The 24,916-nt window shown below is 47.2% G+C and carries 21 protein-coding genes; 17 read left to right on the top strand and 4 right to left on the bottom strand.

Going from position 1 to position 24,916, the window contains the following annotated elements; genetic code table 11:
- The first annotated feature begins 11 nt into the window (after positions 1-11).
- Both fliS and ACTNCK_RS06000 read left to right on the top strand, forming a co-directional pair.
- Complete coding sequence (gene fliS / locus ACTNCK_RS06005) at positions 12-398, top strand: flagellar export chaperone FliS (protein WP_441081618.1); 387 nt, start codon at positions 12-14, stop codon at positions 396-398.
- A 5-nt stretch (positions 399-403) separates the two neighbouring features.
- Complete coding sequence (locus ACTNCK_RS06000; RefSeq protein ID WP_441081617.1) at positions 404-880, top strand: flagellar protein FliT; 477 nt, start codon at positions 404-406, stop codon at positions 878-880.
- 26 nt (positions 881-906) lie between these two features.
- On the opposite strand, the gene ACTNCK_RS05995 is transcribed toward ACTNCK_RS06000, so the two are convergent.
- Positions 907-1,821, bottom strand: a complete 915-nt coding sequence (locus tag ACTNCK_RS05995; RefSeq protein ID WP_441081616.1) for a capsular polysaccharide synthesis protein — start codon at positions 1,819-1,821, stop codon at positions 907-909.
- A 74-nt stretch (positions 1,822-1,895) separates the two neighbouring features.
- Here ACTNCK_RS05995 and ACTNCK_RS05990 point away from each other — a divergent pair, with 74 nt between their 5' ends.
- Positions 1,896-3,431 (top strand): glycosyltransferase family protein, encoded by a 1,536-nt coding sequence (locus ACTNCK_RS05990; RefSeq protein WP_441081615.1) that lies wholly within the window; start codon positions 1,896-1,898, stop codon positions 3,429-3,431.
- Here ACTNCK_RS05990 and ACTNCK_RS05985 read toward each other — a convergent pair.
- A complete protein-coding gene (locus ACTNCK_RS05985; RefSeq protein WP_441081614.1) occupies positions 3,375-4,502 on the bottom strand; it encodes an HD-GYP domain-containing protein in 1,128 nt (375 codons plus the stop codon). The two genes, ACTNCK_RS05990 and ACTNCK_RS05985, sit on opposite strands and share 57 nt — an antisense overlap.
- 118 nt (positions 4,503-4,620) lie before the next feature.
- On the opposite strand from ACTNCK_RS05985, the gene ACTNCK_RS05980 reads away from it, so the two are divergent.
- Positions 4,621-5,463: a LicD family protein gene (locus tag ACTNCK_RS05980; protein WP_441081613.1), complete on the top strand. Its 843-nt coding sequence runs from the start codon at positions 4,621-4,623 to the stop codon at positions 5,461-5,463.
- A 131-nt stretch (positions 5,464-5,594) separates the two neighbouring features.
- Positions 5,595-7,280, top strand: coding sequence for a phospho-sugar mutase (locus ACTNCK_RS05975; RefSeq protein ID WP_441081612.1), 1,686 nt, complete (start codon positions 5,595-5,597; stop codon positions 7,278-7,280).
- Here ACTNCK_RS05975 and ACTNCK_RS05970 read toward each other — a convergent pair.
- Both ACTNCK_RS05970 and ACTNCK_RS05965 read right to left on the bottom strand, forming a co-directional pair.
- Positions 7,270-8,412 (bottom strand): alanyl-tRNA editing protein, encoded by a 1,143-nt coding sequence (locus ACTNCK_RS05970; RefSeq protein ID WP_441081611.1) that lies wholly within the window; start codon positions 8,410-8,412, stop codon positions 7,270-7,272. The genes ACTNCK_RS05975 and ACTNCK_RS05970 overlap by 11 nt on opposite strands.
- Complete coding sequence (locus ACTNCK_RS05965; protein WP_441081610.1) at positions 8,405-9,607, bottom strand: DUF3880 domain-containing protein; 1,203 nt, start codon at positions 9,605-9,607, stop codon at positions 8,405-8,407. Before ACTNCK_RS05965 ends, ACTNCK_RS05970 begins: the two co-directional genes overlap by 8 nt.
- 119 nt (positions 9,608-9,726) lie before the next feature.
- Here ACTNCK_RS05965 and ACTNCK_RS05960 point away from each other — a divergent pair, with 119 nt between their 5' ends.
- The 12 genes from ACTNCK_RS05960 (at position 9,727) to ileS (ending at position 24,906) form a co-directional block, all read left to right on the top strand.
- The gene (locus ACTNCK_RS05960; RefSeq protein ID WP_441081609.1) at positions 9,727-10,854 is read left to right on the top strand and encodes an SPFH domain-containing protein; all 1,128 of its coding nucleotides are present in this window, start codon (positions 9,727-9,729) and stop codon (positions 10,852-10,854) included.
- A 21-nt stretch (positions 10,855-10,875) separates the two neighbouring features.
- Entirely contained in the window at positions 10,876-12,426 is a 1,551-nt protein-coding gene (locus ACTNCK_RS05955) for a hypothetical protein (RefSeq protein WP_441081608.1), read from the top strand.
- Entirely contained in the window at positions 12,413-13,204 is a 792-nt protein-coding gene (locus ACTNCK_RS05950; RefSeq protein ID WP_441081607.1) for a TPM domain-containing protein, read from the top strand. Before ACTNCK_RS05955 ends, ACTNCK_RS05950 begins: the two co-directional genes overlap by 14 nt.
- Positions 13,205-13,220: 16 nt before the next feature.
- Positions 13,221-15,659, top strand: a complete 2,439-nt coding sequence (locus tag ACTNCK_RS05945; protein ID WP_441081606.1) for an adenosine deaminase — start codon at positions 13,221-13,223, stop codon at positions 15,657-15,659.
- A 65-nt stretch (positions 15,660-15,724) separates the two neighbouring features.
- Positions 15,725-16,555 carry an ECF transporter S component gene (locus tag ACTNCK_RS05940; protein WP_441081605.1) on the top strand — a complete coding sequence of 277 codons (831 nt, stop codon included), beginning with the start codon at positions 15,725-15,727 and terminating at the stop codon, positions 16,553-16,555.
- A gap of 30 nt (positions 16,556-16,585) precedes the next feature.
- Positions 16,586-17,491 (top strand): HD domain-containing protein, encoded by a 906-nt coding sequence (locus ACTNCK_RS05935; protein WP_441081603.1) that lies wholly within the window; start codon positions 16,586-16,588, stop codon positions 17,489-17,491.
- A gap of 82 nt (positions 17,492-17,573) precedes the next feature.
- Positions 17,574-17,909, top strand: a complete 336-nt coding sequence (locus ACTNCK_RS05930; RefSeq protein WP_441081602.1) for a hypothetical protein — start codon at positions 17,574-17,576, stop codon at positions 17,907-17,909.
- A 78-nt stretch (positions 17,910-17,987) separates the two neighbouring features.
- Complete coding sequence (locus ACTNCK_RS05925) at positions 17,988-19,142, top strand: THUMP domain-containing class I SAM-dependent RNA methyltransferase (RefSeq protein WP_441081600.1); 1,155 nt, start codon at positions 17,988-17,990, stop codon at positions 19,140-19,142.
- Positions 19,126-20,223, top strand: coding sequence for an N-acetylmuramoyl-L-alanine amidase family protein (locus ACTNCK_RS05920; protein WP_441081598.1), 1,098 nt, complete (start codon positions 19,126-19,128; stop codon positions 20,221-20,223). Before ACTNCK_RS05925 ends, ACTNCK_RS05920 begins: the two co-directional genes overlap by 17 nt.
- 318 nt (positions 20,224-20,541) lie before the next feature.
- Positions 20,542-21,156 (top strand): XTP/dITP diphosphatase, encoded by a 615-nt coding sequence (locus tag ACTNCK_RS05915; RefSeq protein ID WP_441081596.1) that lies wholly within the window; start codon positions 20,542-20,544, stop codon positions 21,154-21,156.
- On the top strand, positions 21,153-21,644 hold the full coding sequence (locus ACTNCK_RS05910; protein WP_441081595.1) for a YfcE family phosphodiesterase: 492 nt from the start codon (positions 21,153-21,155) through the stop codon (positions 21,642-21,644). The genes ACTNCK_RS05915 and ACTNCK_RS05910 overlap by 4 nt, the downstream gene beginning before the upstream one ends.
- A gap of 91 nt (positions 21,645-21,735) precedes the next feature.
- Positions 21,736-24,906: an isoleucine--tRNA ligase gene (gene ileS, locus ACTNCK_RS05905; RefSeq protein WP_441081594.1), complete on the top strand. Its 3,171-nt coding sequence runs from the start codon at positions 21,736-21,738 to the stop codon at positions 24,904-24,906.
- Positions 24,907-24,916 lie beyond the last annotated feature (10 nt).

The raw sequence follows: 24,916 nt of genomic DNA, 5'->3' as shown, positions 1-24,916 counted from the left end.
AGGGAATTGATATGCAGAAGAATCCATATGCGCAGTACAGAAACAGTCAGGTAATGACAGCATCGCCGGCCGAGCTTGTGCTCATGCTTTATGATGGGGCGATCAAGTTTGTAAACATTGCTCATGATGCGATCGAAAAGAAGGAGATAGAGAAGGCCAATACCAACATCCAGAAGGCTTCCAATATTATAGAGGAGCTTCAGGGTACTCTGAACAGGAAGTATGCTGTGGCGGAGGATTTCGACAATGTATACAAGTATATAAGAGACAGACTTCTCTGGGCCAATGTCAGGAAGGACAATGAGATCCTGCAGCAGGCAAAGGATGCGATCGAGCAGATGCGTGAGACCTGGAAGGAAGTCATGAGGGTTACAAAGAACGGACAGAAAGTGAGCTGACCATTATGGATGAGGCTTCATATGTCAGGATCCTTAGGGAGTCACTGGAGAAGAAGGTCGAGCTTCTGACTCTTATTGAAAGAGAAAACCAGATACAGAACAGAGTGCTGTCAGACCCGGCCGCTGATCCAGATGATTTTCAGGCTACTATTGACAATAAGGATAAATGGATAACGGATATATCGACGCTTGATAATGGATTTGCGTCTATCTTTGAGAAGGTAAAGCCGCTTCTTTCGACTCAGAAGGATAAGTACAGGGACGAGATCAGGATGATGAAGGATCTTGTCAGACAGATCACTGATCTTACATCACAGATCGAGAGGCAGGAAAAGGAAAATTATCTTCTTGCCCAGCAGAAGTTTGCAGGGGTAAGGCAGCAGGCTCAGAAGATCCGCCGAAGTCAGAATGCGGTATCATCCTACTACAGGTCAATGAACGGATCTGGCTACGATGCCCAGTTCCTAGACAGTACAAACTAAAACAGGCTCCGTATGGAGCCTGTTTTTTACTGGCGGTTTATAAGCCAGCTATAAAGGGTTGGCTTGCCATCAGCTGTAGTTTCCATCAGAGGGATCTTATTAGACAGCTTGAATATCCTGGTATCGGCGGTGAATTCCAGAAGGCGCTTCTGACTATAGCTGTCATTTAATGCAAAGACCATATCTGCGACCTTTGGGTTGGTATCGGGCAGACTGTCGAATATTTCCCTGACCCCGGGGAGGTTTCTGTAGGCGGAGTCTATCATATAGTCGAATATATAGTAGTCCTGCAGCTTATCCTCTTTTGCCCAGTAGAGGTAGAGGGCATTTTTTATGAAATGAAAGAAGGTCCTTGTATGATCAGATGATCCTCCGTAGGGGTCTGTTCTTTTGTAGAAGAAATTACAGCTCCATCTGCCACGAACCAGATCATACCAGTCCTTTTTTCTGTCGCACAGAGTGAAAAAGTCGCGGTCAGTAAGGAAGGGCCTGTTAATTGCCTCTGTGAAATAAAAGGTCGCGTCAGTATAGAGCCCTCCGTAGTTGTCAAGCAGGCTCATCCTTACTATATCTGACAGATGGGTAGGATCTATTTGCCCGGCGGAGGCCTTTTCTTTGATCCAGGAAGGAAGAGTGACATAGCCTCCTATATTCCGAGATGTGATAAGGTGGAGGGAAGTTATATCCTCCGGCAGAGCCCTTTTTAGAGAAGAAAGACAGGCTCTGACAAGAGGCGGCATTCTCTTGGGCCCCTGCCACCATATAAACCATACAGGAATGGGACCGGGCAGCTCGCATTGCTTTTCACCTGGATTCAGCTCGAGTTGATTTCCGTTTCTGTAAAGAGTCAGCAGATCAGAGAGTAGCAGGTCAAAAAGCCTTTGCAGAAGCTCCGTTCTTTTTTTTATCGCTATAATGTCTTTTTCGGTAATCTGTGTCATAGCTAAAAGCTACCATAGAATCGGGATTATTTCAACTGTTGCGGCAGGAGTGGTGATTGGGATATAATCAGCCTATGGATAAAAATACAGATCTAAATGAATTATTCTGCAGGGCAGAACTTCCAGAAGAAAAGGCTGCAGGACTTCTGGCATTGACAGCTGACAGCAGATTCCAGAGAGACAGAGCTTATTTTGTCGTAAGAGCTTCCTGTTTTCTGCTTTCGTGGCTAAGGGATGAGCTTGTTTCAAGCCAGTGCTTCGATTCCCTGATGCTTGAGGTGATAGGAGATGATATAGAAAAAAGGCTGCCTATTCTGAAGCAGATGCTATCCTGTCAGGGGGAGGAGTACAGGAGCTTTCTTATGCGGGTAAGTCCTTATCTGATTCTGGAGCCAGATGATACCTGCTTCGGGGCGCTTTATGCCTTTGCCCATCAGCTTGGGGATGCCCTTAAAAGAGCTGGCTACAGGGTAGTCTATTCGGGCCGGACAGCTGCTGCAGATCTTCTTATCGGGAAACGCTACAGGGGCATAATAGGCTTTCAGAATATGTCCTTTTGCCTTAGACTGTCTGACGGAAGCTTTATCTTTGATCAGACAGATGCTGACATATATGATATGGTCTTTGATCACCCATGCTGGTATGCCAGGGAGCTTGCTGCTATGCCGGAGCGGACCTGCTTTTTGTGTCTTGACAGATATTATGCTGAATTCATCAACGGACGTCTGGGACATAGGGCGGTCTTTTTTCCGCCGGCCGGGACAAAGAGCCGTCTCTGCGATCTTTCCTTTGAAGAATATAGAAGAGAAAAGATAAAGTATGTGGAATATCCTCTGTCATTTCTTGGGACGATAGATGACAGACTGGAGGCTGATCTTGATCTGATAAGGGAGCGGCAGCCGGCTCTGTATCCTCTTGCACTTTTGTATGTGGACAGGATGCAAAGGGAAATAAAAAAGCCTCAGGATATGGTGCTGATGGAGCTCTTGTCAGAGGATGGAGCTATGGAAAGGTATTTCGGACAGAAGGAAGCCTTTTATGATGCTGACTTTTCTGATTTCCTAAGGTCCTGGGCTTTTCTCGGAAAGGACCTTTCCATGCATTTAAGGACTAAGGTGATAAAGGAGATCCTGGATGCGGGTATAGAGCTTCATGTATTCGATCAAAGCTTCAATAAATTTAAGGATTATCCAAACCTGCATATTCATCCGGGAGTAGGATATCAGGATACACAAAAGGTCTATCTTAAGTCCCTGGTGTCGATCGGCATGATGACCGGTCACAAGGCCGGGTTTACTGAAAGAACAGCTGGAATTCTTCTTGGCGGTAGCCTTTGCTTTACAGAGGGGAGTGATTATATAGATGAAGAATTCGATGATGGAAATGATATTGAAATATTTTATCCGACAGAAGAAGGGATAAGGGATATCCCATCGAGACTTGCAGCTCTTCTGTCGGATAAAGAAAGGACCCTGATGAGGGCATATAAAGGGATGAGAAAAGCATCAAGGCATCATACCTGGGACAGCAGGGTCATCTGCCTTGAGAGGGCCCTAAATGATCGTCTTGATAAAGAGATCCTTGGGAGCAGTCATAAGATCAGTGATTGAATCATCGTCGAACTGGACAATAGGTCTGCTCATGCAGTTCTGATGATGGTGAATATAGACGACCCTGCATCTGCGGCCGTCGCTTAGGATCACACGGGCATTCTGATATGCACCTGCAAGCCTCTGGAGAAAGGTCATCACTACCTTGGGAGAATATTTCTGAAGTCCGTCATCCTCGAAGGAGGCTATGACCTGAAAGGCGCAGAGAGGAGCTCTGTAGGCTCTTGCAGTCGTCATCGCGTCATAGACATCGGCAATTGCAACTACAGCCGATACAGGATCTATATCATCACCGGAAATACCCTCAGGATAACCGGAACCGTCATTTCTCTCATGATGCCTGTAGGCGGCAGCGACTATACGGGGATCTATGCCTTCTATCTTTGATAATAGCTTCCTGCCGCAGTCTGGGTGGGTCTTCATAAGCGCAAACTCCTCATCTGTTAGCTTGCCATTCTTATTGATGATCTCAGAAGGTATCATGACCTTGCCTATATCATGAAAATATCCGGCCAGAGTAAGGATATTTAGCGTGTCCGGCTCAAGCTTCATCCATCTGCCGATCCCACGTGAGATCAGAGCTACATTTAGATTATGCACATAGATGGCGTCGTCAAGAGAATGCATGGTCTGTAAGATATCAAAAAGATCGAGCACAGTCTTTTCAGAAAAAAGGGCAGCGATTTCCGTAAGGATGGAGCGGAAATTGACCTCGGGAGTCTCCTGGCTCTTTATCCGGTAAAATATCCCTCTCATCATAGAGAGATTACGCGAATAATCCATCTGGAAGGTCTGGTAGACACTGGTGCCTTTAATCCTCTGGGAATAAGGGATAGTGATATTGTCAGAGGATCTGGGCCTTGCCTTTTCGACAGGCTCCTTCCTTTCCTCCTTTATCTCTTCCTCAGGGCGGATCTCTACGTCGTTTATGGAATAGAAGCTGATCCTTGCTATAAGCCCTCTTGTAAGCTTTTCTCCGGCCTTTGCCAGAGTCTGTCCCTGGAAAGTCACGACATCCTTGTCAAGGATCATATCTGGTCTGAGCTCGTTAATCTTATACTTTATTCCCATAGTGTCCTCACAAAATTTCCAACGGTACGAGTTTATTATAAATTTATTTTTGGTAAATATCAACAGAATTTTTTCTGCCATAATGGAATAAAGGACCCTTATGTGGTATCATGACTATATGAATAATAAGGAAAAAAGGCTGCTTTCCCAAAAAGAGATACAGGGAAGGCTTTTGTCAATGATGAAGATCTTTGCCTCCTATTGTGATGCCCATGGGCTCAGATACTATCTGGTCGGAGGCACGCTTTTAGGAGCCATAAGGCATAATGGATTCATACCCTGGGATGACGATGTGGATATAGGCATGCCGCGCCCTGATTACCAGAGGCTTCTTTTGCTTGCAGAGAAGGAACCGATAGGAGAGGGGCTGTGTCTGCTTTCGGGAGATAGGGGGACTCTGTCCATACCGTTCGCCGAGCTTGTGGATATGGATACAGAGCTTGAAAGAGATACATCGGAATATATTGCAGAGAAATATCAGATACTGCATCTCTTTCTCGATATATTTCCTCAGGATGGATGGCCGGATTCGGATCAGGAATGCCAGAGGGTTGTAGCAAGGGGAAAGAGGTATCTTTTCGATATAATGTATTCGAGATCCAGGTGCTTTCACGGGACGACACCTGCCAAAAGTATACTAAAGACCCCTGTCGTGCTTTTTGAAAGGCTTCGCGGCAACAAAAGGATAGTATCTGACTTCTGCAGATATGCCTCGTCATTTGCGGATTATGACAGCGCAAAATATGTTGGCTCGATTACCTGTGTGACAGGCGGGATGGGAGAAAGATGCGACGGGGAAAGAACCAGATCACTTGAGCTGCATGCCTTTGAGGACACCAGCTTCTATATTCCTGGCTCATATGAGGAGTATCTGAGAGGCAAGTACGGGGAGGATTATATGGAGCTTCCACCGGAGGAGAAGAGAGTAACGCACAGGATGAGGGTCAGAGGTGCGAGGTGAGAGGTGAGAGGTGTGAGATGAGAGGTGTGAGGTCAGAGGTGTGAGGTGCGAGGTGTGAGGTGCGAGGGAGGATTGGAGGTATCTGATGACGTCCCTAACTCCTAATCCCTAATAGAACAGGAGAAACCAAGATGGATTACAGAGAAAAATATAATGACTGGATCAGACACCTCAAGGAGGACGATCCGCTTAGAAAAGAGCTTGCCTCGATTGAGGATTGTGATAAGGAGATAAGGGAGAGGTTTTGCCAGGACTTAAGCTTTGGCACTGCCGGACTGAGGGGCAGGATGGGCGCCGGAAGCAATATGATGAACAGGATCACAGTCGGACGGGCCAGCTGCGGGATCGCAGATCTTATCAGATCAAGAGGAGAGGAGGCAATGAGAAGGGGAGTAGTCATAGCCCATGACCCCAGACATCATTCCAGAGAGTTTTCAGAGCTTACGGCCAGAATATTCGCCTCAAAGGGCATAAGGGTATACTGCTTTCCGGATCTTAGACCTACGCCGGAGCTTGCCTTTATGATAAGGTATTTGGGAGCAGTATCAGGGATCAATATCACAGCCTCTCATAATCCAAAGGAATATAATGGCTATAAGGCCTACTGGGAGGATGGATGTCAGGTGTCAGAGGAGATGGCAGCTCTTATGACCTCCTTTATAGAAAGGGTGGATCCATGGGAGACGACAGAAGGCATGCCATATGATCAGTCGCTTATCACTGTATTAGGAGAGGAATATGACAGGGCCTATCTTGACAAGGTGCTGTCACTTTCGATCCATAAGGGGGATGATATAGATCTATCGATCCCAATCGTTTATACGCCATTGAACGGAGCCGGAAGCATTCCCTTCTGCAGGATGCTTATGGAACGTGGCTTCAGTAACTGGCAGGTGGTAGAGGAGCAAAGGAATCCGGACCCGGATTTTACTACAGTCGGATATCCTAATCCTGAAGAAAGCAGGGCCTTCGCATTGAGCGAGAGATATGGAAAGGAAATGGGAGCAGATCTTCTGATGGCAACGGATCCCGATTCTGACCGTTTTGCAGCTGAGATAAGAAAGGCTGATGGAGAATATCTGCCACTAAACGGAAACCAGACTGGATATCTGCTTGTAAACTATATACTTGAGGGCAGGAAGACAGCAGGCTTGCTGCCAGAGAAGGGGGCTATAGTAAAGTCCATAGTGACCTCGACTCTTTCTGAGCGGATAGCAGAAGCATATGGTGTCAGGACCTTTGAGACGCTTACGGGTTTCAAGAATATATGCGGAAAGATCCCATATCTTAAGGAGCATGGATATACATATCTGTTCGGCTATGAGGAATCAGTCGGCTATGCAGCCTGTGAGGATATAAGGGACAAGGACGGTATTTCTGCTGGTATGCTTCTAGCTGAGGCAGCTGCCTATTACAGGAAAAGAGGAAAAAGTCTCTGGGATGTACTGATGGAAATCTATTCAAGATATGGATATTTCGCAGAGGACCAGGTCAGTATAATAGAAAAGGGCCTGGAGGGAAAAGAAAAGATAGACCGTATGATGAGATATACAAGAGAGCATCTGCCAGAGCAGCTGGCAGGTCTTAGGGTAAGTAAGATTATCGACTATATGGACGGCTATCAGGATATCCCTCCGCAGAACTGTCTTCGGATCTTTCTTTCTAATGGCTCCTGGCTTGCCATAAGGCCAAGCGGCACGGAGCCTAAGATAAAGTTTTATTTCTATGCCTGCGGAGGATCGATGGAGGAGGCAGAGGAGCTTGATAAGAGGATGAAGGATCAGATAATAGCTGATATATCAGCTTCTAGCGACTGACTGCGGCCCTGATCGCCTCAGCGTCTTTGCATACGGATCCCTGGATCATAAGAGCCTTTCCACCTCCTCTTGCGCCTATAGCCTTAAGAGGAGGAAGGAGTGTCCTTGCGTCTATGTCAGTCCCGCCGGCAAGGAATGAATATTCATTGTCTGACTTTCTGGAGAAGATATAGCAGGCTCCGCTGCGTGACTCCTTCAGCAGATTGAATGCGTCGGTCAGTATGTTTCTGTCGGTGACAGAGGTAAATATCACATTATCAGAGGAGGAGCTTATCTGTCTTTTTAGTTCGGCCGAAAGAGCCTCGTTAAGCTGGCTGCTAAGCTGCCTGTTCTTAGAACAGAGTCTTTCTACAGCACCGGCCGCCTCACTTCGACCGGTCGAAAACATGTGGCCGATCCTTGTCAGAGAATCAAATGATCTGGTATAGTCCAGGTAGGCTCTTTTGCCGCAGGCTATATAGAGGCGGCTTCCGCCCTTATAGTTCATATGTGATATCACTTTGAGGATCCCGACCTCTGAGGTGAAGCCTACATGAGGGGCGCAGCAGGCGCAGACGTCAACGCCAGGGATCGTTACTATACGGATAGGACCGGAAAGCTCCTTTTTGCTCCTGTAGTCCATATCCTTAAGCTCACAAGCAGAAGGATAGCGGCATTCGACAGGAAGGTTCTGCCAGATAATCTGGTTGGCATAAAGCTCAGCCTCACTTATCTCCTGATCTGTAAGAGGGCCGTTGTAGTCCATCTGACAGGTGGTCTCGGTAAGAGAGAAGCCTACGTTGTCATAGCCCTTTCTGGAATGGATGATACCGGAGAAGATATGCTCCCCGGTATGGTTCTGCATATTGTCAAACCTGTGAGCCCAGTCAATGTGCCCCTTTATCATATCTCCTGTCGAGAATATACGAGAGGCCCCCTTTATATGGTGAAGGATATCATCACCCGAAACAGAGACGGAATCAAGGGCTATATCACGGCCGTCAAAGGAAATGGTTCCCCTGTCACAGGTCTGACCGCCCTCCTCAGGGAAGAAAAGAGTCCTGTCAAGTATTATATAGTCATCCGCTACCTCTGTGACCCTTGCAATAAAATCGGTATTATATGGATCTGTGTCAAATAGTTTCTCAGTCATCAAGCTTTTCCTCGATCTGCTTTAGTCTGTGTTCCATTGAAAATTCACTCTTTGCCTTCCTGTAGGCTCTCTCTTTCATAGGAATGGTATCTGCCTGCTTTCTCAGATAGAACTTCATCAGGTCAAAAGCCTCCTCATAGGAAGAATAGATAATGCTGTCGGCTCCGTTTTCGAAATACTCATATGCCTCCTCTGTGGCTGGAAGCATGACAAGGCCATGGGAGGCCATTATGTCAAGAGCCCTGAGCGGGATCCCTGTGCTTATGCAGCGAAGGGATGGACATAGGGATATCACGCTGTCACGGAAGATGACAGGCATCTGGGTGTAATAGTCCACTCTTCCATGGATCTCGGCATGAGGGATGAGCTTCTTCAGGGAGTCTGTGTCGTCGGTGCAGACGAGTGTAGGAGTCACCCTTGAGGCGGATGCGACAAGAGTCAGCCGGTCTATGCAGGTGATCCTTGTCGCGATCGTATATATCAGATTCTGCCTGCTTATCCTGCCGGCGAACTCGGCTCCGGTTTCGGAGCAGTCTATAGGGAAATCATCTGGATGCTCCTTTATATATATGAGCCTTTCATTTACCTTATCGGCTATCTCATCTGTTATAAGCTCAGGAAGAATGTAGTATCCGATAAGATTCTTCTGGGCATCGCATATCCCCTGAAGAAGCCCCTTAAGATAATCATCCATGGCAGAAAGGATGGGCATATAGGGGGAGGCATAAAACTGGCCTATAAAGCTGACTCCGTATGTGGCCTTTCTTTTCTGCCGGAGAGCCTTCTCAAATACAGGCGGATCCACTCCAAGCGGCAGATGAAAGACTCTTGTGATCCCCTGCATTCTGTAATCTCTTACCTGGCCTCTGTCGAAAAGAAAGATGAGATTATTGTCATTTTCCATCTCGTCGGTACCGGTAAGTCTAAGCGGCGCATCATAGCTCCAGGATACATATCTAAGCCCCAGATCCTTAAATACCGGGGAGAGGAGAGGCCAGAAATTCACCGTGAAGACGAAGTCTGCCTCAGAGCCCTCCAGTCTGTCATGGACAAGCTGCTGCAGCGCAGAGTCGTGGACAAAGTCCTTTGGGGTATAGAAGGTCTCCTCTGTGACCTCCCAGCCGAGTCGCCTCATGGCAGAGGGCACTGAAACATCGAAATATGATTCAAACAGCTTTACGAATATGACTTTCATAGTTTCTACTATAGCAAAAAGTGACTTCCATCGCAAGGATGGCATGATCCATTTGACAGGAGACTTTTTACAGGATAAAATCAGATTCAGTTGTTGTTTTTGAAAAAAGGAGGAAATGAATGGGATTTTTAAGAGCATTTGCAGGAGCAGTAGGAGGAGAGCTGGCTAACCAGTGGAAGGAGTTCTACACCTGTGACTCCCTTCCGTCACAGGTTCTCATCAGAAGAGCATCACATATGGTATCAGGCAGATCGTCAAACAGAAGGGCTGATGTCGATGATATCTCAAAGGGCTCTGCGATCATAGTAAATGAGGGATTATGCGCTATCCTGGTAAGTCAGGGGAAGATAGTCGATCTTGCGGCAGAGCCGGGAGCATATACCTGGGATGATGATACCTCACCGTCTATGTTTTCAGGACCAATCTCTGATGTGATAAGCAGGGGCTGGGAAAGATTTACATTCGGAGGATTAAACCCTGTCCAGCAGAGGATATACTATGTGAATATGAAGGAGCTTACCGGATGCAGGTTCGGGACGCCTCAGCCTGTTCCGTTCAGGATAGTGGATCCTAACATAGGCCTCGATCTGGATACGGCGATAAGGTGCAACGGTACATATACTATGAGGGTGGCAGATCCTGTGGTCTTATACAGCACGATTGCCGGAAATATCTCAGATGAGTTTACTATCGACCAGATAAATGACCAGCTGAGAGCAGAGTTTATCCAGGCGCTTCAGCCGGCCTTTGCCCAGCTAAGCGGTATGGGGATAAGGCCGTCGGCGCTTCCGGGACAGACAAGGGCTATAAGCGATGCGATGAAGGCAGAGCTGGATCAGTCATGGGAGTCCCATTACGGACTTACCATCACCTCGGTCCAGATAATCTCTGCGACTATCCCTGAGGAGGATCAGAAGATGCTCTCTGATATCCAGAGACAGGCAGTATATAAAAACCGCGGAATGGCCGGAGCAGCACTTGTACAGGCACAGGCCGAGGCGATGCGTACCGCAGCAGGCAATTCACAGGGAGCAATGATGGGATTTGCCGGACTTAATATGGCAAATGCCGCCGGTGGAATCAATGCAAATCAGTTTTTTGATAAGGATGCTTCGTCTGATTCGGCAGCAGAGGATGGCCAGGACCAGACGGCAGGAGGAGAGGATATGTGGTTCTGTCCAAAGTGCGGCACCAGGTCAAATGGCAACTTCTGCCCTAAGTGTGGCACAAAGAAGCCAGTATTCTGATCTATAAGGAAAGGAGAGAAAATGGCAGAGCTTTTTCCATGTCCGTCATGTGGCGGGCAGCTGGTATATGATCCGACCAGAGGGCAGATGAAATGCAGATCATGCGGATCCTTTTTTGATGTAGAAGGCTATAAGCCAAAGAGCTTTGATTATACCCGTCAGATACTGACCTGCCCCAGCTGCGGGGGAGAGGTAGCAGCTCCATCACTTGAGGGTATGGAATTCTGTCCCTACTGCGGAACAGAGATCGCTAATGCACAAGCTTTTTCAGAAAAGGGATACCCGGAGCTCATAATCCCCTTTTCCCTGTCCAAGGAGGACTGTATAGACAGATACAGGAGGATGGTGAAGGGAGTTCCATTTCTTCCTGATGAGCTTTCCGGCACGGATGGCCTTTCATCTTTTGTAGGACTTTATACACCTTACTGGATCTATCATTACAAGGCAAGCGGGACTGTCGTGGCTTCGGTAGAGAAATATACATCGGATGCTGTCTATGATTATCATTATCTGGCAGATATGAAGACAGATCTGGATTGCAGCATCAGCATGGGAGTGGATGCCTCTGCGACTCTTGATGATACAGTAAGCGAGAAGCTGGACCCTTTTTTCATTGATAAGCTCGAAGAATTCAATCCTGACTATATGGCAGGCTTCTATGCTGAAAATTCCACTGTCGACCCATCAGTCTACGTTGATTCGGCAAGGGCTAAATGCAGTGAGACAATAGTAAAAAAGATGGATCAGATGGCTGAAGAGAATAACGATTATTCTATCGGGGATTTTAAAGGGACCTGTCAGAGGGTAGCAGATCATCTGACAGTGGAGAAGGAGTGCACAGGAGCCTATCTGCCTCTATGGTTTCTCACCACAAGGAAGAATAACAGGGTGGCCTATACCGTGGTGAATGGTCAGACAGGAGTGACCTATGCAGACCTTCCTGTCGATATCGGCAAATATGTAAGGGCCTCGCTTATCACCTCTTTTGTCTGTGCTATCCTCCTGCTCCTACTCTTTGCAGTATTCGGGACCATAGATATGCGTATAGTTCCCTACGTGACGCTAATCTTTTCATCGGTCCTTATGATAATATCAGCCATCCAGTCAGAGCGGATATATAGAAAGGAAAACCATACTGATGATGCCGGATATACAGGAGTAAAGAAGCGGGCTGAGTATAAAGGCTCCTTTAAGGTCTTTTCCGGTAAGGACGCAGCCGGACTTGTGGTAGGGGGATTATGCCTGATCGGATTCTTTGGGAATCTTTTCTCGGGAAACTTTTTCAAGCTGATCGGCATAGCAAGCATAGTAGTCGCTCTTGTGGTGATAGCCACAAGGACATCAGGAAGCTTTTCTAAAACGACCCTCTTTGCCGGTGCAGGAGCTGCTATATCACTTGCGGATATTTTTCTTGCACCTCATCAGGATATATTCCTCTATGGCCTTATAATAGCAAACCTGCTGGTGCTTATAATAGTAGCATACAGACTTACAGCTGATTATAACAGGCTTGCGACCAGTCCGCTGCCGCAGTTTCAGAAGACAGGAGGAGGACTAAATGAGAGGTATTAAGAGATATTCCCTTATCATCATGGCTGCCCTGGTCGTTTTATCAGGGATTTCTTTTCTTTCCCTAATAACTGAGACAGCTATGGCAGCAGGTTCAAATGTCACTATAAATGACAGGGCAGATCTTCTAAGTGATGAAGAGGAGCAGAAGCTCTACAGGCAGCTGGGTGCATATTCGTCCAGTCGCAATTATTTGATAGTGACTGAGGACAGCTATCTCTATTCGAGCGGCCGCATGCATGATGAGATGGATTTATGCTATCACGATGTATATGGGGACAGCGACGGAGTTGCCTTTCTGATAAATATGTCTGACAGACAGCTCTATACAGGAGGCTTTGGAAAATGCCGGAGGGAGTTTACGAGCGGAGACGCAAGGGATGTCACAGACAATGTATACAGATATGCATCAGCCGGTGATTATTACAGATGCCTTTCGATGGCCTTCACACAGACAGATAAGGTCATTGAAAATGGTTTTATCCTGCGCCCGATGCGTTATGCAGTCGCAGTCCTTTTAGGACTTTTTCTTGGCTTTTTTATAATGTTTGTAGTATGCCTGCTTTCAAGAAAAAACCGCAGGGTCTCTCCTGTCATTCCTGCTGATATAGGAAGAAGCGAATTCGGTCCGGTTTCATATAATGGAATGATAAATCCGGTGTTTCTTAATGCCATAGTTCATAAAAGCAGAAGGAGAAGCTCATCATCCGGTGGCGGAGGCTTCTCAGGAGGCGGTTCGTCAGGAGGCGGCGGTTCATCGGGAGGGGGACATGGCTTTTAACAGTAAGGGAGCATAAATGACCTTTTTTACTAAATTTTATCTGGATAATAAAAAGGATATAGTGGTAGATCTCTACTGGGATCTCGGAGAGCTCTATTACTGTCTGTCCACTCCGAATCATCATACCGGCAATCTTATCAGAAATCTGTCGAGACTTACAGGAACGCCCCTGTCTGAGGATAAGGACTCGCTTCTCGTGATAAGGGGACGGATTCCCTGCTATATAGACGGAAACAACAGGGAGGTCTGGGTCTTTCGGCTGGGAGGGATAAAGGCTGCAAATATCTACTCTGACGGAAGGGTAGAGATAAAGGCCGGAATACCCGCGATCTCAAAGACTCTTATGAGCCAGACCAAGGATTATACTACGGATCTTGATAAAACTATATTCAAGGACTATATCCCAAGGGATATAAAGTTCCGTTCAGATCTGCATACCCATATGAACGCGAATCTGTCAGGAGATGTGCTGATAGCCTTAGGCATAGTACATCAGCTCAGATATCCGCTCTATTATGTGAGAAAGCTCGGACTTACTCTTACGCCGCATCAGGAGGAGATCCTTGCGGCAAGGAGAGCAAGAGTAGAAAAGCAGTTTGTGGACAGCGGTCTTTCGGGCAAATATCTTGATCGGAAGATAAATGACAATACCTTCATCAATTTTGCCGACCTGATCCTTAATAATCAGGAACATGCAGAGGATAATATAGCAAGGATCCGGGCCTCTCTTTCTATACTAAAGGATGGACAGGCGGTCTTTACCAATCTTGAGAAGGTATATCTCTACAGATATGTATTCTGTAAAGGCAGGGAGGCAGAGGATAAAATCCCGGTCGACAGGGCCTTAAGTGTATGCGACAGGGATATAAGCAGATATTTAGCTCAGATGCTTAAGGACCGGGAAGATAAGAGGTATCATGACAACAGCCTTTTTAAGGATCTCCTGCTCTGGATAGCCAGGACATACGCTTCTCAGGGAATAGCCTATGCTGAGATCTCCGATACGACCCTGGTAAAGAAATACGAATCAGTAAAGATGCTTGAGGAGGTCCATGAGGTAATGCCTGATATCTACAGGGAGACGGGAGTAAGGATCCGTTTCCTTGCGGCAATCAGGAGGATACCCCTTACTATAGTAAAGGACCGTCGGACTCCGGATGATTATCTGTCACAGAATATAGCGGCGCTTAAGGGAACCATACTAGACCCTTATGTGGCCGGTGTTGATTTCGTCGGAGAGGAGATAAACGATATCATCTCCCTGAAGCCAGTATTCTATGAGATCGACAAGCTGCTTACCCTTGATCCAGATATGGTGATAAGGGTACATGCCGGAGAAAATGACAGTCAGAAGGACAATATTGCCCATTCGATAGAATGTGTGAGGGACTGTCTGCCAGACGGGGTAAGCATGCCTCATATGCGTATAGGACATGGACTCTACACCTATTCCTTTACCTCACAGAAGGGCAGGCGGCTGATGAAGATGATCCGTGATCTGGGGGTAGTCCTCGAATTCCAGATCACATCAAATGTACGTCTCAATAATCTGAACTCGCTTGCCAACCACCCGCTGAGGCAGTATCTGAAGGAGGGTATAAGCTGTGTCCAGGGAACGGATGGAGCGGCTATATATGGCACATCGCCAAGAGATGAGGAGCTTTCTCTTATCTGTCTTTTAGGCCTTGATCATGATCAGGCAGCAATGATGAGGAAGACAGAGGAAAGGATCATAAAGGAGAGCGAGGAAAGCTTCAGAAGAAAGAGCAGGAATTTTGAACGGCTAAAAGGGAACCATACTATAGAGGAGGTTATCCTTTCCCATATGGGAAGGAATCGTCTTGAGGGACTCTATATCAACAGGAGCAGACATTATGATGCGGCAAGCGAGCTAAGGAGCAGTATAGACGAGCTTCCATGGGACCGCACACCTGTCATATTAGTCGGTGGAAGCTTCAATACAGAAAAGAGAACCACAAGGGTTACGGAGGATGGAAGGATCCAGCTTGAGGAAATGATAAGGGACCTTGATCCGTCAGAGTATTTCTTTGTGATAGGCCATACACTTAAGGGCTATGAGAGATTGCTTGTGGATCTGAACAGACAGGAGAGGGATCCCTTTGAGATATATGCCTTTGTACCTTCTCTTCTTTCCGTAGGGGAAAGAGATGCCCTTAAGGAATCAGGAGTAAAGATCAGGGTCTCTCCGGAATTTGAGGGACAGGGTATCTATAAGAGCGTCAATTTCGAGATATTCGAGCGCCGCCCTTCGATACTTATAGCAATGGATGGCAATTCTGCCGGAGAGAATATGATCCAGGAGGCGAAAAACGGAAAGGGCCAGGCAAGGATCTATGTTTACCGCGGCGCCAGGCATCTGCTTACTAAGGCATCCTCTCTGGAGGGATATGTGAAATTCTTCGGAAAAGGAGAAAACATCTCAACAATGCTTTAAATATTTATCTTGCAAACATATTCTAAAAAATGTAGAATAATTCTGAAAGGAAGGCTTTTATTTTCATGAACACGAAAAAAGAGACCTTAAGCCTTGTGCTTACAGCGCTTTTTACAGCGATCATAGTTATAATGACGATCACACCTCTGGGATTCATCCCGCTTGGAGTGATAAATGCGACGATAGTACATATACCAGTCATACTCGGAGCGATCTTTCTTGGACCTAAGAAGGGGTCCTTCCTTGGATTCGTCTTCGGACTTATGAGCTTTCTTAAAAGCACGCTGACTCCGGATACGGTCAGCGCATTTGTTTTTTCACCGGTAATTGCCGCATCGCAGTTCGGACCGTCAGGAGTCTTTAAGAGCATCTTTATCTGCTTTGTCCCAAGGATACTTGTAGGAGTATTACCTTACTATGTATTCATTCTGATAAAGAGGCTTACAGTAAAATCCAGCTCAAGGGCCGGGATAGGAGTGATGGACGCCCTTATAAGCCTTGTGGCCTTCGCAGGACTTTATCAGCTCTTTTCAAGACGCCTTGAGAATGTCCCTGCTTCAGTCTTCCTGTCGCTTGTCATTGCAGCTGTGATCTTTGCCGCGCTTATGGCACTTTCTCTTAAAAAAGACAGGGGAACGCTTGGATATGCCTATGCAGGACTTACCGGAGCGCTTACCAATACGCTTCTGGTAATGCCCTCTATCTATATACTATATCATGATGCCTATGCAAGGGCGACTGATGTACCACAGTCTGCCCTTCTTGGAGTGATACTTGGTATAATAGGATTCAATGGCGTGATCGAGGCAGTACTTGCTGCAGTCATAGTTGCGGCTGTATCAGAAGCCCTTGTACATGTGGTCCTGCCCTATTCAGGCAGCAGGACCAGAAACTAAAGAGCCTTGTATCAAGACCGGAGGAGACAGATGCAGCAGATACTTGAAAAGAACCAGATCTTAGTCTACAGGATGTATGACCACCGCCCTATCACAGATCATGACGGGAACTATTACTGCAGGGGAGCTAATGCTGTATTCAGTCAGGATTTCTCGATCTGCAAGGACTGTCCGCTCTGCAGCGGCGTTTTCCCGAGAAATTATTGCAGATACTTTGATCTCGATGATCCGAAGGACCATTATGAGGAGCTTTATAATACTCCTGAAATGGAAAAGACCAGGATAGATGATTTCATAGAGACCGGAATTACCGGGGATTTTCCTGAGTATGTAGAGGAGGATGGCTCATCGGGACAGCTCCTTATTGAAAAGGCAGTGAGGTTTGCAGCAGGCTATCACAGGGGTGCATTCCGTAAGGGCAACAATGTCCCATATATAGTCCATCCGATCGAGACCATGATGCTTGTTTCAAAAATGACTGACGATCCGTCTGTCATAGCGGCCGCGGCTCTTCATGATGTGATAGAGGATACTGCCTGCACCGTAGAGGAGCTTAAACGGGAGTTCGGCGACAGGATAGCAGGACTTGTCATTAGCGAATCAGAGAATAAGCGAGAGGGCTCTCCGAAGGAGGAGACCTGGAAGATCAGGAAGGAAGAAAATCTCCTCCATGTAAAGGAAGCGCCTGTGGAATCCCAGATGATAATGCTTGCAGACAAGGTAAGCAATCTGAGGGCCACAGTGAGGGATTTCAGACAAAGCGGATCATCGATCTGGGGCAAGTTCAATATGAAGGATGAGTCACAGCAGGCCTGGTACTATAAAAGCGTGGCTCATGTACTCAGTAATCTTTCATATCTTCCGGCATATCAGGAATATATCTATATGCTCGAGGAGGTCTTTGCCGGAGTAGACACGCCTCCGCTGATCCAGTAAAAAGTGCTTGAAATCAGATGGGCTTTATTATAAAATGATTACTGTTGGCGGAGTTCGCAGGATTATTTATGAGGATTATTGAATGAGCCTTTCAGTTGGAAGAATAAGCGGTATATCGGCTTCGGCAGTTTCGGCTGCAGGCACCAGGAATTATGCCTACAGGCTTTCTGACAGAAGCGAGGTCAGTGACGTTTATACAGAGCGGATCTCAGGTATCGATCCTTCAGAGGCTGTTGACCCGGCTGGTCCTGTAAGATATGCAGATGCAGCCAGAAGCAGCAGACAGCTGCAGGATAAAAGGGATATCAGCGCAGGATATAATGATCTGGCAGCAGGCTTTGAGACGGGTGGATATGATAGTTCCGGCAGCTCTTATGCCTATTCTGTTGCCGGTAAGAATTATGACGAGTTCGCGTGATGCGCGCCCTGATACAATGGATTCAAGGAGCTGTGGCCATACGCCACGGCTCCTTTTATGATGAAGGGATATGCTTTTATGTATGAATTGATGGCGCCGTGCCATTTCGGACTTGAGGCGGTGCTTAAAAGAGAGATTTATGATCTGGGATACGAAATAACCATGGTCGAGGACGGCCACGTATGCTACGAGGCGGATGATCAGGGGATAGTCCTTTCAAATCTATGCCTGCGTACAGCGGAGAGGGTCCTTGTCGTGGTAGGCAGATTTACGGCAACAGACTATGAAAGTTTCTTTCAGGGGATGAAAGCACTGCCATGGGAGAGATATATTCCGTCTGACGGGCGCTTCTGGATCACAAAGGCCACGACAGTTAAGAGCGCTCTTTTCTCGCCGAGTGACCTGCAGAGGGTAGGGAAGAAGGCAATGGTAAAGAGAATGTCTGATGTTTACGGAATAGAGCGTTTTCCTGAGACTGGTCCTTCATATCCGGTAAGACTTTTTCTGTATAAGAATGTTGTGACTGTCACGCTTGACAGCTCAGGCGAGGCTCTCCATAAGAGAGGATACAGGAAAAAGACAGGACCTGCTCCCATATCAGAGACGCTTGCCTCAGCCCTTCTTATGCTGACGCCATGGAGAGAGGGCAAGATACTTGCTGATCCATTCTGCGGCAGCGGGACCTTTCTTATCGAGGCGGCCCAGATGGCAGCCAATATGGCACCGGGACTTGGAAGGGATTTTGTCTCTATGGAGTGGGAGAATCTTATAAGTAAAGATATCTGGAAGGAGGAAAGGAAATGGCTTAAGGCTGCTGTTGATATGCCGGAGCGGGCATATCTCTACGGCAGCGATATAGACAGGACCATGATACCGGTAGCAAGAGAGAATGCCAGAAGGGCCGGAGTAGAGAAGCTGATACGGTTTAAGACGGCAGATGTTTCAGAATTCTCATCAGACCGGCCATTTGGCTTTATCGTTACTAATCCTCCATATGGTGAGAGACTTTCAGAGACAGAGGAGCTTCCTGATATATATAGCAGGCTCTCGACTGTATACAGGGGCCTTGACAGATGGTCAATGTATGTGATAAGCGCCTGGGAGGATGCGCCTAAGTATCTTGGAAAGCCAGCTAAGAACAGGAAGATATACAATGGGATGATGAAGACATATTTTTATCAGTATCCGGGCATGAAGCCGCCAAAGGGGTATTTCAATGACAGGGATCTATAGCAGGATAATAAGGCTTGTCACTGTCCTTGCAGCAGCTATTGCTATAGGAGGTGCTCTTCTCATCTATATGTTCCAGGGGAGCCCTGAGCTTTCCCGCAGGAGGGTCATCGAAAACAGCGGCTCTCTTATATCCTATATAAGGAAGGAGCAGAAGAAGCTGTCCGCCTATGACAGACTCCACGAGCTTGAGCTCCATATTCCAAGGGGGCACAGGGCATCAGAATTTACGATAGAGGAGAGCGGGACCTTTACTGTCTATACCATACATATACCGGACATAAATGCTTCCTACTTTGCTGATTTCCCCGTCACCGGAAACGGCAGGAATATTTCTGACATGACCTATAATATCTCAGCTAGCGGGGGAACCGTGAGTATAGTGACTAGTCAGCCTCTTTTTCTTAAAAAGACATCTGATGGTCAGAGAGTTTTTTTCGACTTCATATCCCCAAGGCAGTACTTCGACAAGATAGTCGTCATAGATCCCGGACATGGAGGAAGGGATCAGGGAGCCTCAGCAGGGGGAGACGCTGAGAAGGATATTACTCTTTCTGTAGTGAAGAAGATGAAGCAGATCACAGGAATCAGTGCATGCAGGGAGCTTAAGGATTATTCGGATCAGATCTCTGCTGTGAATGTGAGCGGAGTCGGACGGGTCGGATTCTTTTATACAAGGCTTAGCGACAGGAAGGTCTTCCTTAAGGAAAGAGGTGCCTTCGCAAGAGCGCTAAAGCCTGACCTCTTCCTGTCGGTGCATGTCAATTCCACAGCCTCAGGAAGGATTTCCTATATCAATGGAGCGAGCGTACTTTACAGGGCCGGTGATAAGACCGGAGAGTCAAAGAGGTTTGCCGGGATCGTAGAGAAGGGACTGCTTAAGGATCTGGGTGCGAAAAGCAAGGGGACTATAGCAGGAGATGAGCTTTACCTCATAAGGACCGCTCAATGGCCGGTAGCTCTTGCAGAGCTCGGCTTCATCACGAATCCATCAGAACACAGGAAGCTGGTCTCGCAGAGCTACCAGAAGAAGGCAGCAGAGTCGATGATTAGGGCAGTGGAGGAGTATTTAGGTGAGAGGTGAGAGGTGAGAGGTGAGAGGTGAGAGGTCAGAGGTCAGAGGTGAGAGGTGAGAGGTGAGAGGTGAGAGGTGAGAGGTTAGAGGTGAGAGGTGAGAGGTGAGAGGTGAGAGGTGAGAGGTTAGAGGTTAGAGGTTCTTAAAGGAGAAGATTATGGTGATCATAAGGTGGATGTGGAAGAATTTCAAAGTTTCTTAACCGCATCTGGTGATCAGAAGGCTGTGAGAAAAGAAGAAAGCCCTGATTCCTCGGACCTCGTACCTCACACCTCGCCCCTCGCACCTCGCACCTCGCCCCCTCACACCCCAAAGGAAAGGACACCAATGAACAAGATCATTTTTGCAACTGGAAATAAGAACAAGGTCAGAGAATGCCATGAGATTCTTGCTGATCTCGGTGCCGAGATCATATCGATGAAGGAGGCCGGCATCTTTCTGGATATAGTAGAGGATGGAAAGACATTTGAAGAAAATGCGCTGATAAAGGCAAGGGCTGTTCATGCTGCTGCTCCTGATTCCATAGTTATAGCCGATGACTCGGGGCTTTGTATCGATGCCCTTAATGGAGAGCCTGGTATTTATTCCGCAAGATACTTAGGAGAGGATACCTCTTATCAGATAAAGAACCAGAAGATATTAGAGAGGCTTTGTGGAGTGCCGGAGGAAAAGCGTAGCGCGAGATTTGTATGCGCCATGGCTGTGGTCATGCCGGATGGAGAGGACTTTACGACAAGAGGCGTGATGGAGGGATATATAGGAGATCACGCAGAGGGAGAGAACGGCTTCGGATATGATCCGATATTTTTTGTAAAGCCATATGACTGCTCGAGCGCGGTGCTTTCACCGGATGAGAAAAATGCCATCTCCCACAGGGGGAAAGCCATGAGGGCTATGAGAGAGCGACTTAAGGAAATGATCGAAAACGGAGGCAAAAGGTGAAAGATACTTTAGTTCTTCTGGTAAGCGATTCTCATGGAATCCAGAGCAATCTTTACAGGACAGTGATGAGGACACAGCCTGATATCATCTATCATCTGGGAGATGCAGTCGGATTTGAGGATGAGATACGCTCGGAGTGCGGAGTCCCCTTCTACTATGTCAGGGGAAACTGCGATTTCGGAAGCGATGCTCCGATCTATCAGGTCACCAGTCTTGGAAGGCATAAGATATTCCTTACCCATGGACATATGTACAATGTGAAATATTCAGACCATGATCTGATCTGTGCAGCGATGAAGGAGGGATGTGATACTGTTATTTTCGGCCATACCCACATACCGGAGCTTATAAGGACTGACGGGATGACAATAATAAATCCGGGTTCCATATCACTTCCCAGACAGCCAGGAAGGATCCCGACCTATGCTACAATAGATGTGGATAGTGAGGGAGAGCTGCATTTTACGATAAACGAGCTCAAGGACTGAAAAGCCTTATACTTGACAAAGGGCCGATAAGCACATAGAATTATTATCAATTGGGACCGTGAAAATCTGGCCCATGAGAAAGGATTATGGCATGAAGACACTATATGACAATGTGAATACAGATATGGATTTCGTCGGAAGGGAGCATCAGGTTGAGAAGTTCTGGCGTGATCAGAGTATCTTCGAGAAGTCAGAGGAGGAGAACAGGGGCAAGGGAGAGACCTATACCTTTTATGACGGACCACCGACGGCTAATGGAAAGCCTCATATCGGTCATGTGCTTACAAGGGTCATAAAGGATATGATCCCAAGATACCAGACCATGAAGGGTAAGTATGTACCGAGAAAAGCCGGCTGGGATACACACGGACTTCCTGTCGAGCTCGAGGTAGAGAAAAAGCTCGGACTAGATGGAAAGGATCAGATAGAGAAGTATGGTATCGAGCCTTTCGTAAAGCAGTGTAAGGAGAGTGTCTGGAAATACAAGGGTATGTGGGAGAAGTTCTCTGACCAGGTAGGCTTCTGGGCAGATATGAAGCATCCATATATCACCTATGATAATAATTTCATCGAATCCGAATGGTGGGCCTTAAAGGAGATCTGGAACAAGGGGCTTCTCTATAAGGGCTTCAAGGTAGTGCCTTACTGCCCTCGATGCGGTACTCCTCTTTCTGCTCAGGAGGTTGCCCAGGGCTACAAGACAGTAAAGGAACGTTCAGCCATAGTACGTTTCAAGGCAGTCGGAGAGGATGCTTACTTCCTTGCCTGGACCACGACACCATGGACGCTTCCGTCAAATACCGCTCTCTGTGTGAATCCTGACGAGACCTATGTGAAGGTTAAGTGTGCAGACGGCTACACCTACTATATGGCAGAGGCACTGCTTGACAAGGTACTGGGAAGGTTTGCAACAGACGAAAAGAGCGCCTATCAGATTCTTGAGAGCTACAAGGGCAGCGACCTTGAGAACAGGGAATATGAGCCGCTCTATCAGTGTGCCGCAGATCGTGCGAAAAAGCAGCACAAGAGAGCTCATTTCGTTACAGTAGACAGCTACGTCACAATGACAGACGGTACAGGAATAGTCCATATTGCTCCCGCCTTTGGTGAGGACGATAGCAGGATAGGACGCAATTATGATCTGCCTTTCATCCAGTTCGTCGATGATAAGGGCGATATGACAGACGATACACCGTTTGGCGGTCTTTTTGTAAAGAAAGCAGATCCGAAGGTCCTTAAGGATCTTGAGGACAGAGGGCTTCTGTTTGATGCGCCTAAGTTCACCCATGACTATCCTCATTGCTGGAGATGTGATACTCCGCTTATATATTACGCAAGAGAGTCATGGTTTATCAAGATGACAGAGGTCAAGGACGAGCTTGTCGCAAATAATAAGACAGTAAACTGGATCCCGCCTTCAATCGGAGAGGGAAGATTTGGCAACTGGCTCGAGAACGTGCAGGACTGGGGCGTTTCCAGAAACAGGTACTGGGGAACTCCTATGAATATCTGGGAGTGCGAGAAGTGCGGACATCAGGATGCTATCGGCAGCAGGAAGGAGCTTGCTGAGAGGAGCGGCAATCCAGAGGATGCCAGAACAGAGCTTCACAGACCTTATATAGACAGGGTTACCATGAAGTGCCCTGAGTGCGGAGGAACCATGCACAGGATTCCTGAGGTCCTTGACTGCTGGTTCGATTCAGGAGCCATGCCTTTCGCCCAGCATCATTATCCATTTGAGAATCAGGATACATTCAAGGAGCAGTTCCCGGCTGAGTTTATCTCAGAAGCGGTGGATCAGACCAGAGGCTGGTTCTATTCACTGATGGCTGAGTCGACCCTCCTTTTCCATCGCGCTCCATACAAGAACGTAATAGTCTTAGGACATGTCCAGGACAAGAACGGCCAGAAGATGTCGAAGAGCAAGGGAAATGCTGTAGATCCATTCGAGGCATTAGACCAGTTCGGCGCGGATGCCATCCGCTGGTATTTCTATATCAATTCGGCGCCGTGGCTTCCGAACAAGTTCCATGAGGATGCAGTAAAGGACGGACAGAAGAAGTTCCTTTCGACACTCTGGAATACATATGCCTTCTATGTCCTCTATGCCAATATAGACAGCTTCGATCCTACTAAGTACAGCTTCGATAAGAAGACCCTTACAGTAATGGACAGATGGATCCTTTCGAGGCTCAATACCACAGTAGGAGAGGTTGATAAGGATCTTGGCAGTTACAAGATCCCTGAGGCAGCAAGAGCACTTGATGCCTTTGTAGACGAGCTTTCCAACTGGTATGTAAGGAGAAGCCGTGAGAGATTCTGGGCAAAGGGAATGGAACAGGATAAGGTAAACGCCTACGAAACCCTTTATACATGTCTTGTCACAATAGCAAAGGCAGCAGCTCCTATGATTCCGTTCATGACAGAGGAGATTTACCAGAATATAGTAAGAAAGGTCGATATGAATGCTCCTGAGTCGATCCACCTCTGCTCCTTCCCTTGCGTGGACCAGTCGCTTATCGATTCAGATCTCGAGGATAAGATGGGAGAGCTTCTAAAGATCGTAGTAGCAGGACGTGCCTGCCGTAATGCCGGAAACATAAAGAACAGACAGCCTCTTGCAGGAATGCTCATTAAGGCCGATGAGAAGCTGGATAAGTTCTATACCGATATAATCGCAGACGAGCTGAATATCAAGAAGGCGGAGTTTACCAGCGACCTGTCAGCTCTTACGACCTATACCTTCAAGCCTCAGCTAAAGACCGTAGGCCCTAAGTACGGCAGATTCCTGGGACAGATAAAGGAAGCCCTTGCAGGCCTTGATGGCAATAAGGCAATGGCAGAGCTTGACGAGACCGGTGTTCTGAAATTCCCTCAGATCGACAGTTCGATCGAGCTTGCTAAGGAGGATCTTCTTATCTCCCAGCAGGCAGAGGAAGGATATCTGACTAATACCAATGGTAAGGTTACCGTGGTTTTAGACACAAATCTCACACCGGAGCTCATAGAGGAAGGATTTGTAAGAGAGCTTATCTCCAAGATCCAGACTATGAGAAAGGAAGCCGGCTTCGAGGTCATGGATCGTATAACTGTGGGATATTCAGGAAATGACAGGATAAAGGGCATCTTTAATAAGTACAGCGAAACGATAGGAAAAGAGACGCTGGCGACTGTTATTACGGAAGGAGAATTACCTGAAGGCTATCAGAAGGAATGGAATATCAACGGAGAAAAGGTTTCACTTTCGGTTAAGAAAAACTAGGTCTATAAGA

Origin of the sequence: Candidatus Weimeria sp. HCP3S3_B5 (assembly GCF_052064335.1) — a bacterium.
In the GTDB taxonomy this organism is placed as follows: Bacteria; Bacillota; Clostridia; order Lachnospirales; family Lachnospiraceae; genus Weimeria.
The sequence above is the reverse complement of the archived record's forward strand: the minus strand, read 5'-3'. Positions and strand labels throughout refer to the sequence as shown.

Bases quoted from the DNA above. Each gene is read 5' to 3' on its own strand.
- ACTNCK_RS05940 (WP_441081605.1), top strand. From the start codon at position 15,725: ATGAACACGAAAAAAGAGACCTTAAGCCTTGTGCTTACAGCGCTTTTT.
- ileS (WP_441081594.1), top strand. From the start codon at position 21,736: ATGAAGACACTATATGACAATGTGAATACAGATATGGATTTCGTCGGA.
- ACTNCK_RS05945 (WP_441081606.1), top strand. From the start codon at position 13,221: ATGACCTTTTTTACTAAATTTTATCTGGATAATAAAAAGGATATAGTG.
- ACTNCK_RS05915 (WP_441081596.1), top strand. From the start codon at position 20,542: ATGAACAAGATCATTTTTGCAACTGGAAATAAGAACAAGGTCAGAGAA.
- ACTNCK_RS05995 (WP_441081616.1), bottom strand. From the start codon at position 1,821: ATGACACAGATTACCGAAAAAGACATTATAGCGATAAAAAAAAGAACG.
- ACTNCK_RS05970 (WP_441081611.1), bottom strand. From the start codon at position 8,412: ATGACTGAGAAACTATTTGACACAGATCCATATAATACCGATTTTATT.
- ACTNCK_RS05965 (WP_441081610.1), bottom strand. From the start codon at position 9,607: ATGAAAGTCATATTCGTAAAGCTGTTTGAATCATATTTCGATGTTTCA.
- ACTNCK_RS05935 (WP_441081603.1), top strand. From the start codon at position 16,586: ATGCAGCAGATACTTGAAAAGAACCAGATCTTAGTCTACAGGATGTAT.
- ACTNCK_RS05920 (WP_441081598.1), top strand. From the start codon at position 19,126: ATGACAGGGATCTATAGCAGGATAATAAGGCTTGTCACTGTCCTTGCA.
- ACTNCK_RS05950 (WP_441081607.1), top strand. From the start codon at position 12,413: ATGAGAGGTATTAAGAGATATTCCCTTATCATCATGGCTGCCCTGGTC.
- ACTNCK_RS05980 (WP_441081613.1), top strand. From the start codon at position 4,621: ATGAATAATAAGGAAAAAAGGCTGCTTTCCCAAAAAGAGATACAGGGA.
- ACTNCK_RS05925 (WP_441081600.1), top strand. From the start codon at position 17,988: ATGTATGAATTGATGGCGCCGTGCCATTTCGGACTTGAGGCGGTGCTT.
- ACTNCK_RS05990 (WP_441081615.1), top strand. From the start codon at position 1,896: ATGGATAAAAATACAGATCTAAATGAATTATTCTGCAGGGCAGAACTT.
- ACTNCK_RS05930 (WP_441081602.1), top strand. From the start codon at position 17,574: ATGAGCCTTTCAGTTGGAAGAATAAGCGGTATATCGGCTTCGGCAGTT.
- ACTNCK_RS05960 (WP_441081609.1), top strand. From the start codon at position 9,727: ATGGGATTTTTAAGAGCATTTGCAGGAGCAGTAGGAGGAGAGCTGGCT.
- ACTNCK_RS05955 (WP_441081608.1), top strand. From the start codon at position 10,876: ATGGCAGAGCTTTTTCCATGTCCGTCATGTGGCGGGCAGCTGGTATAT.
- ACTNCK_RS06000 (WP_441081617.1), top strand. From the start codon at position 404: ATGGATGAGGCTTCATATGTCAGGATCCTTAGGGAGTCACTGGAGAAG.
- ACTNCK_RS05975 (WP_441081612.1), top strand. From the start codon at position 5,595: ATGGATTACAGAGAAAAATATAATGACTGGATCAGACACCTCAAGGAG.
- fliS (WP_441081618.1), top strand. From the start codon at position 12: ATGCAGAAGAATCCATATGCGCAGTACAGAAACAGTCAGGTAATGACA.
- ACTNCK_RS05985 (WP_441081614.1), bottom strand. From the start codon at position 4,502: ATGGGAATAAAGTATAAGATTAACGAGCTCAGACCAGATATGATCCTT.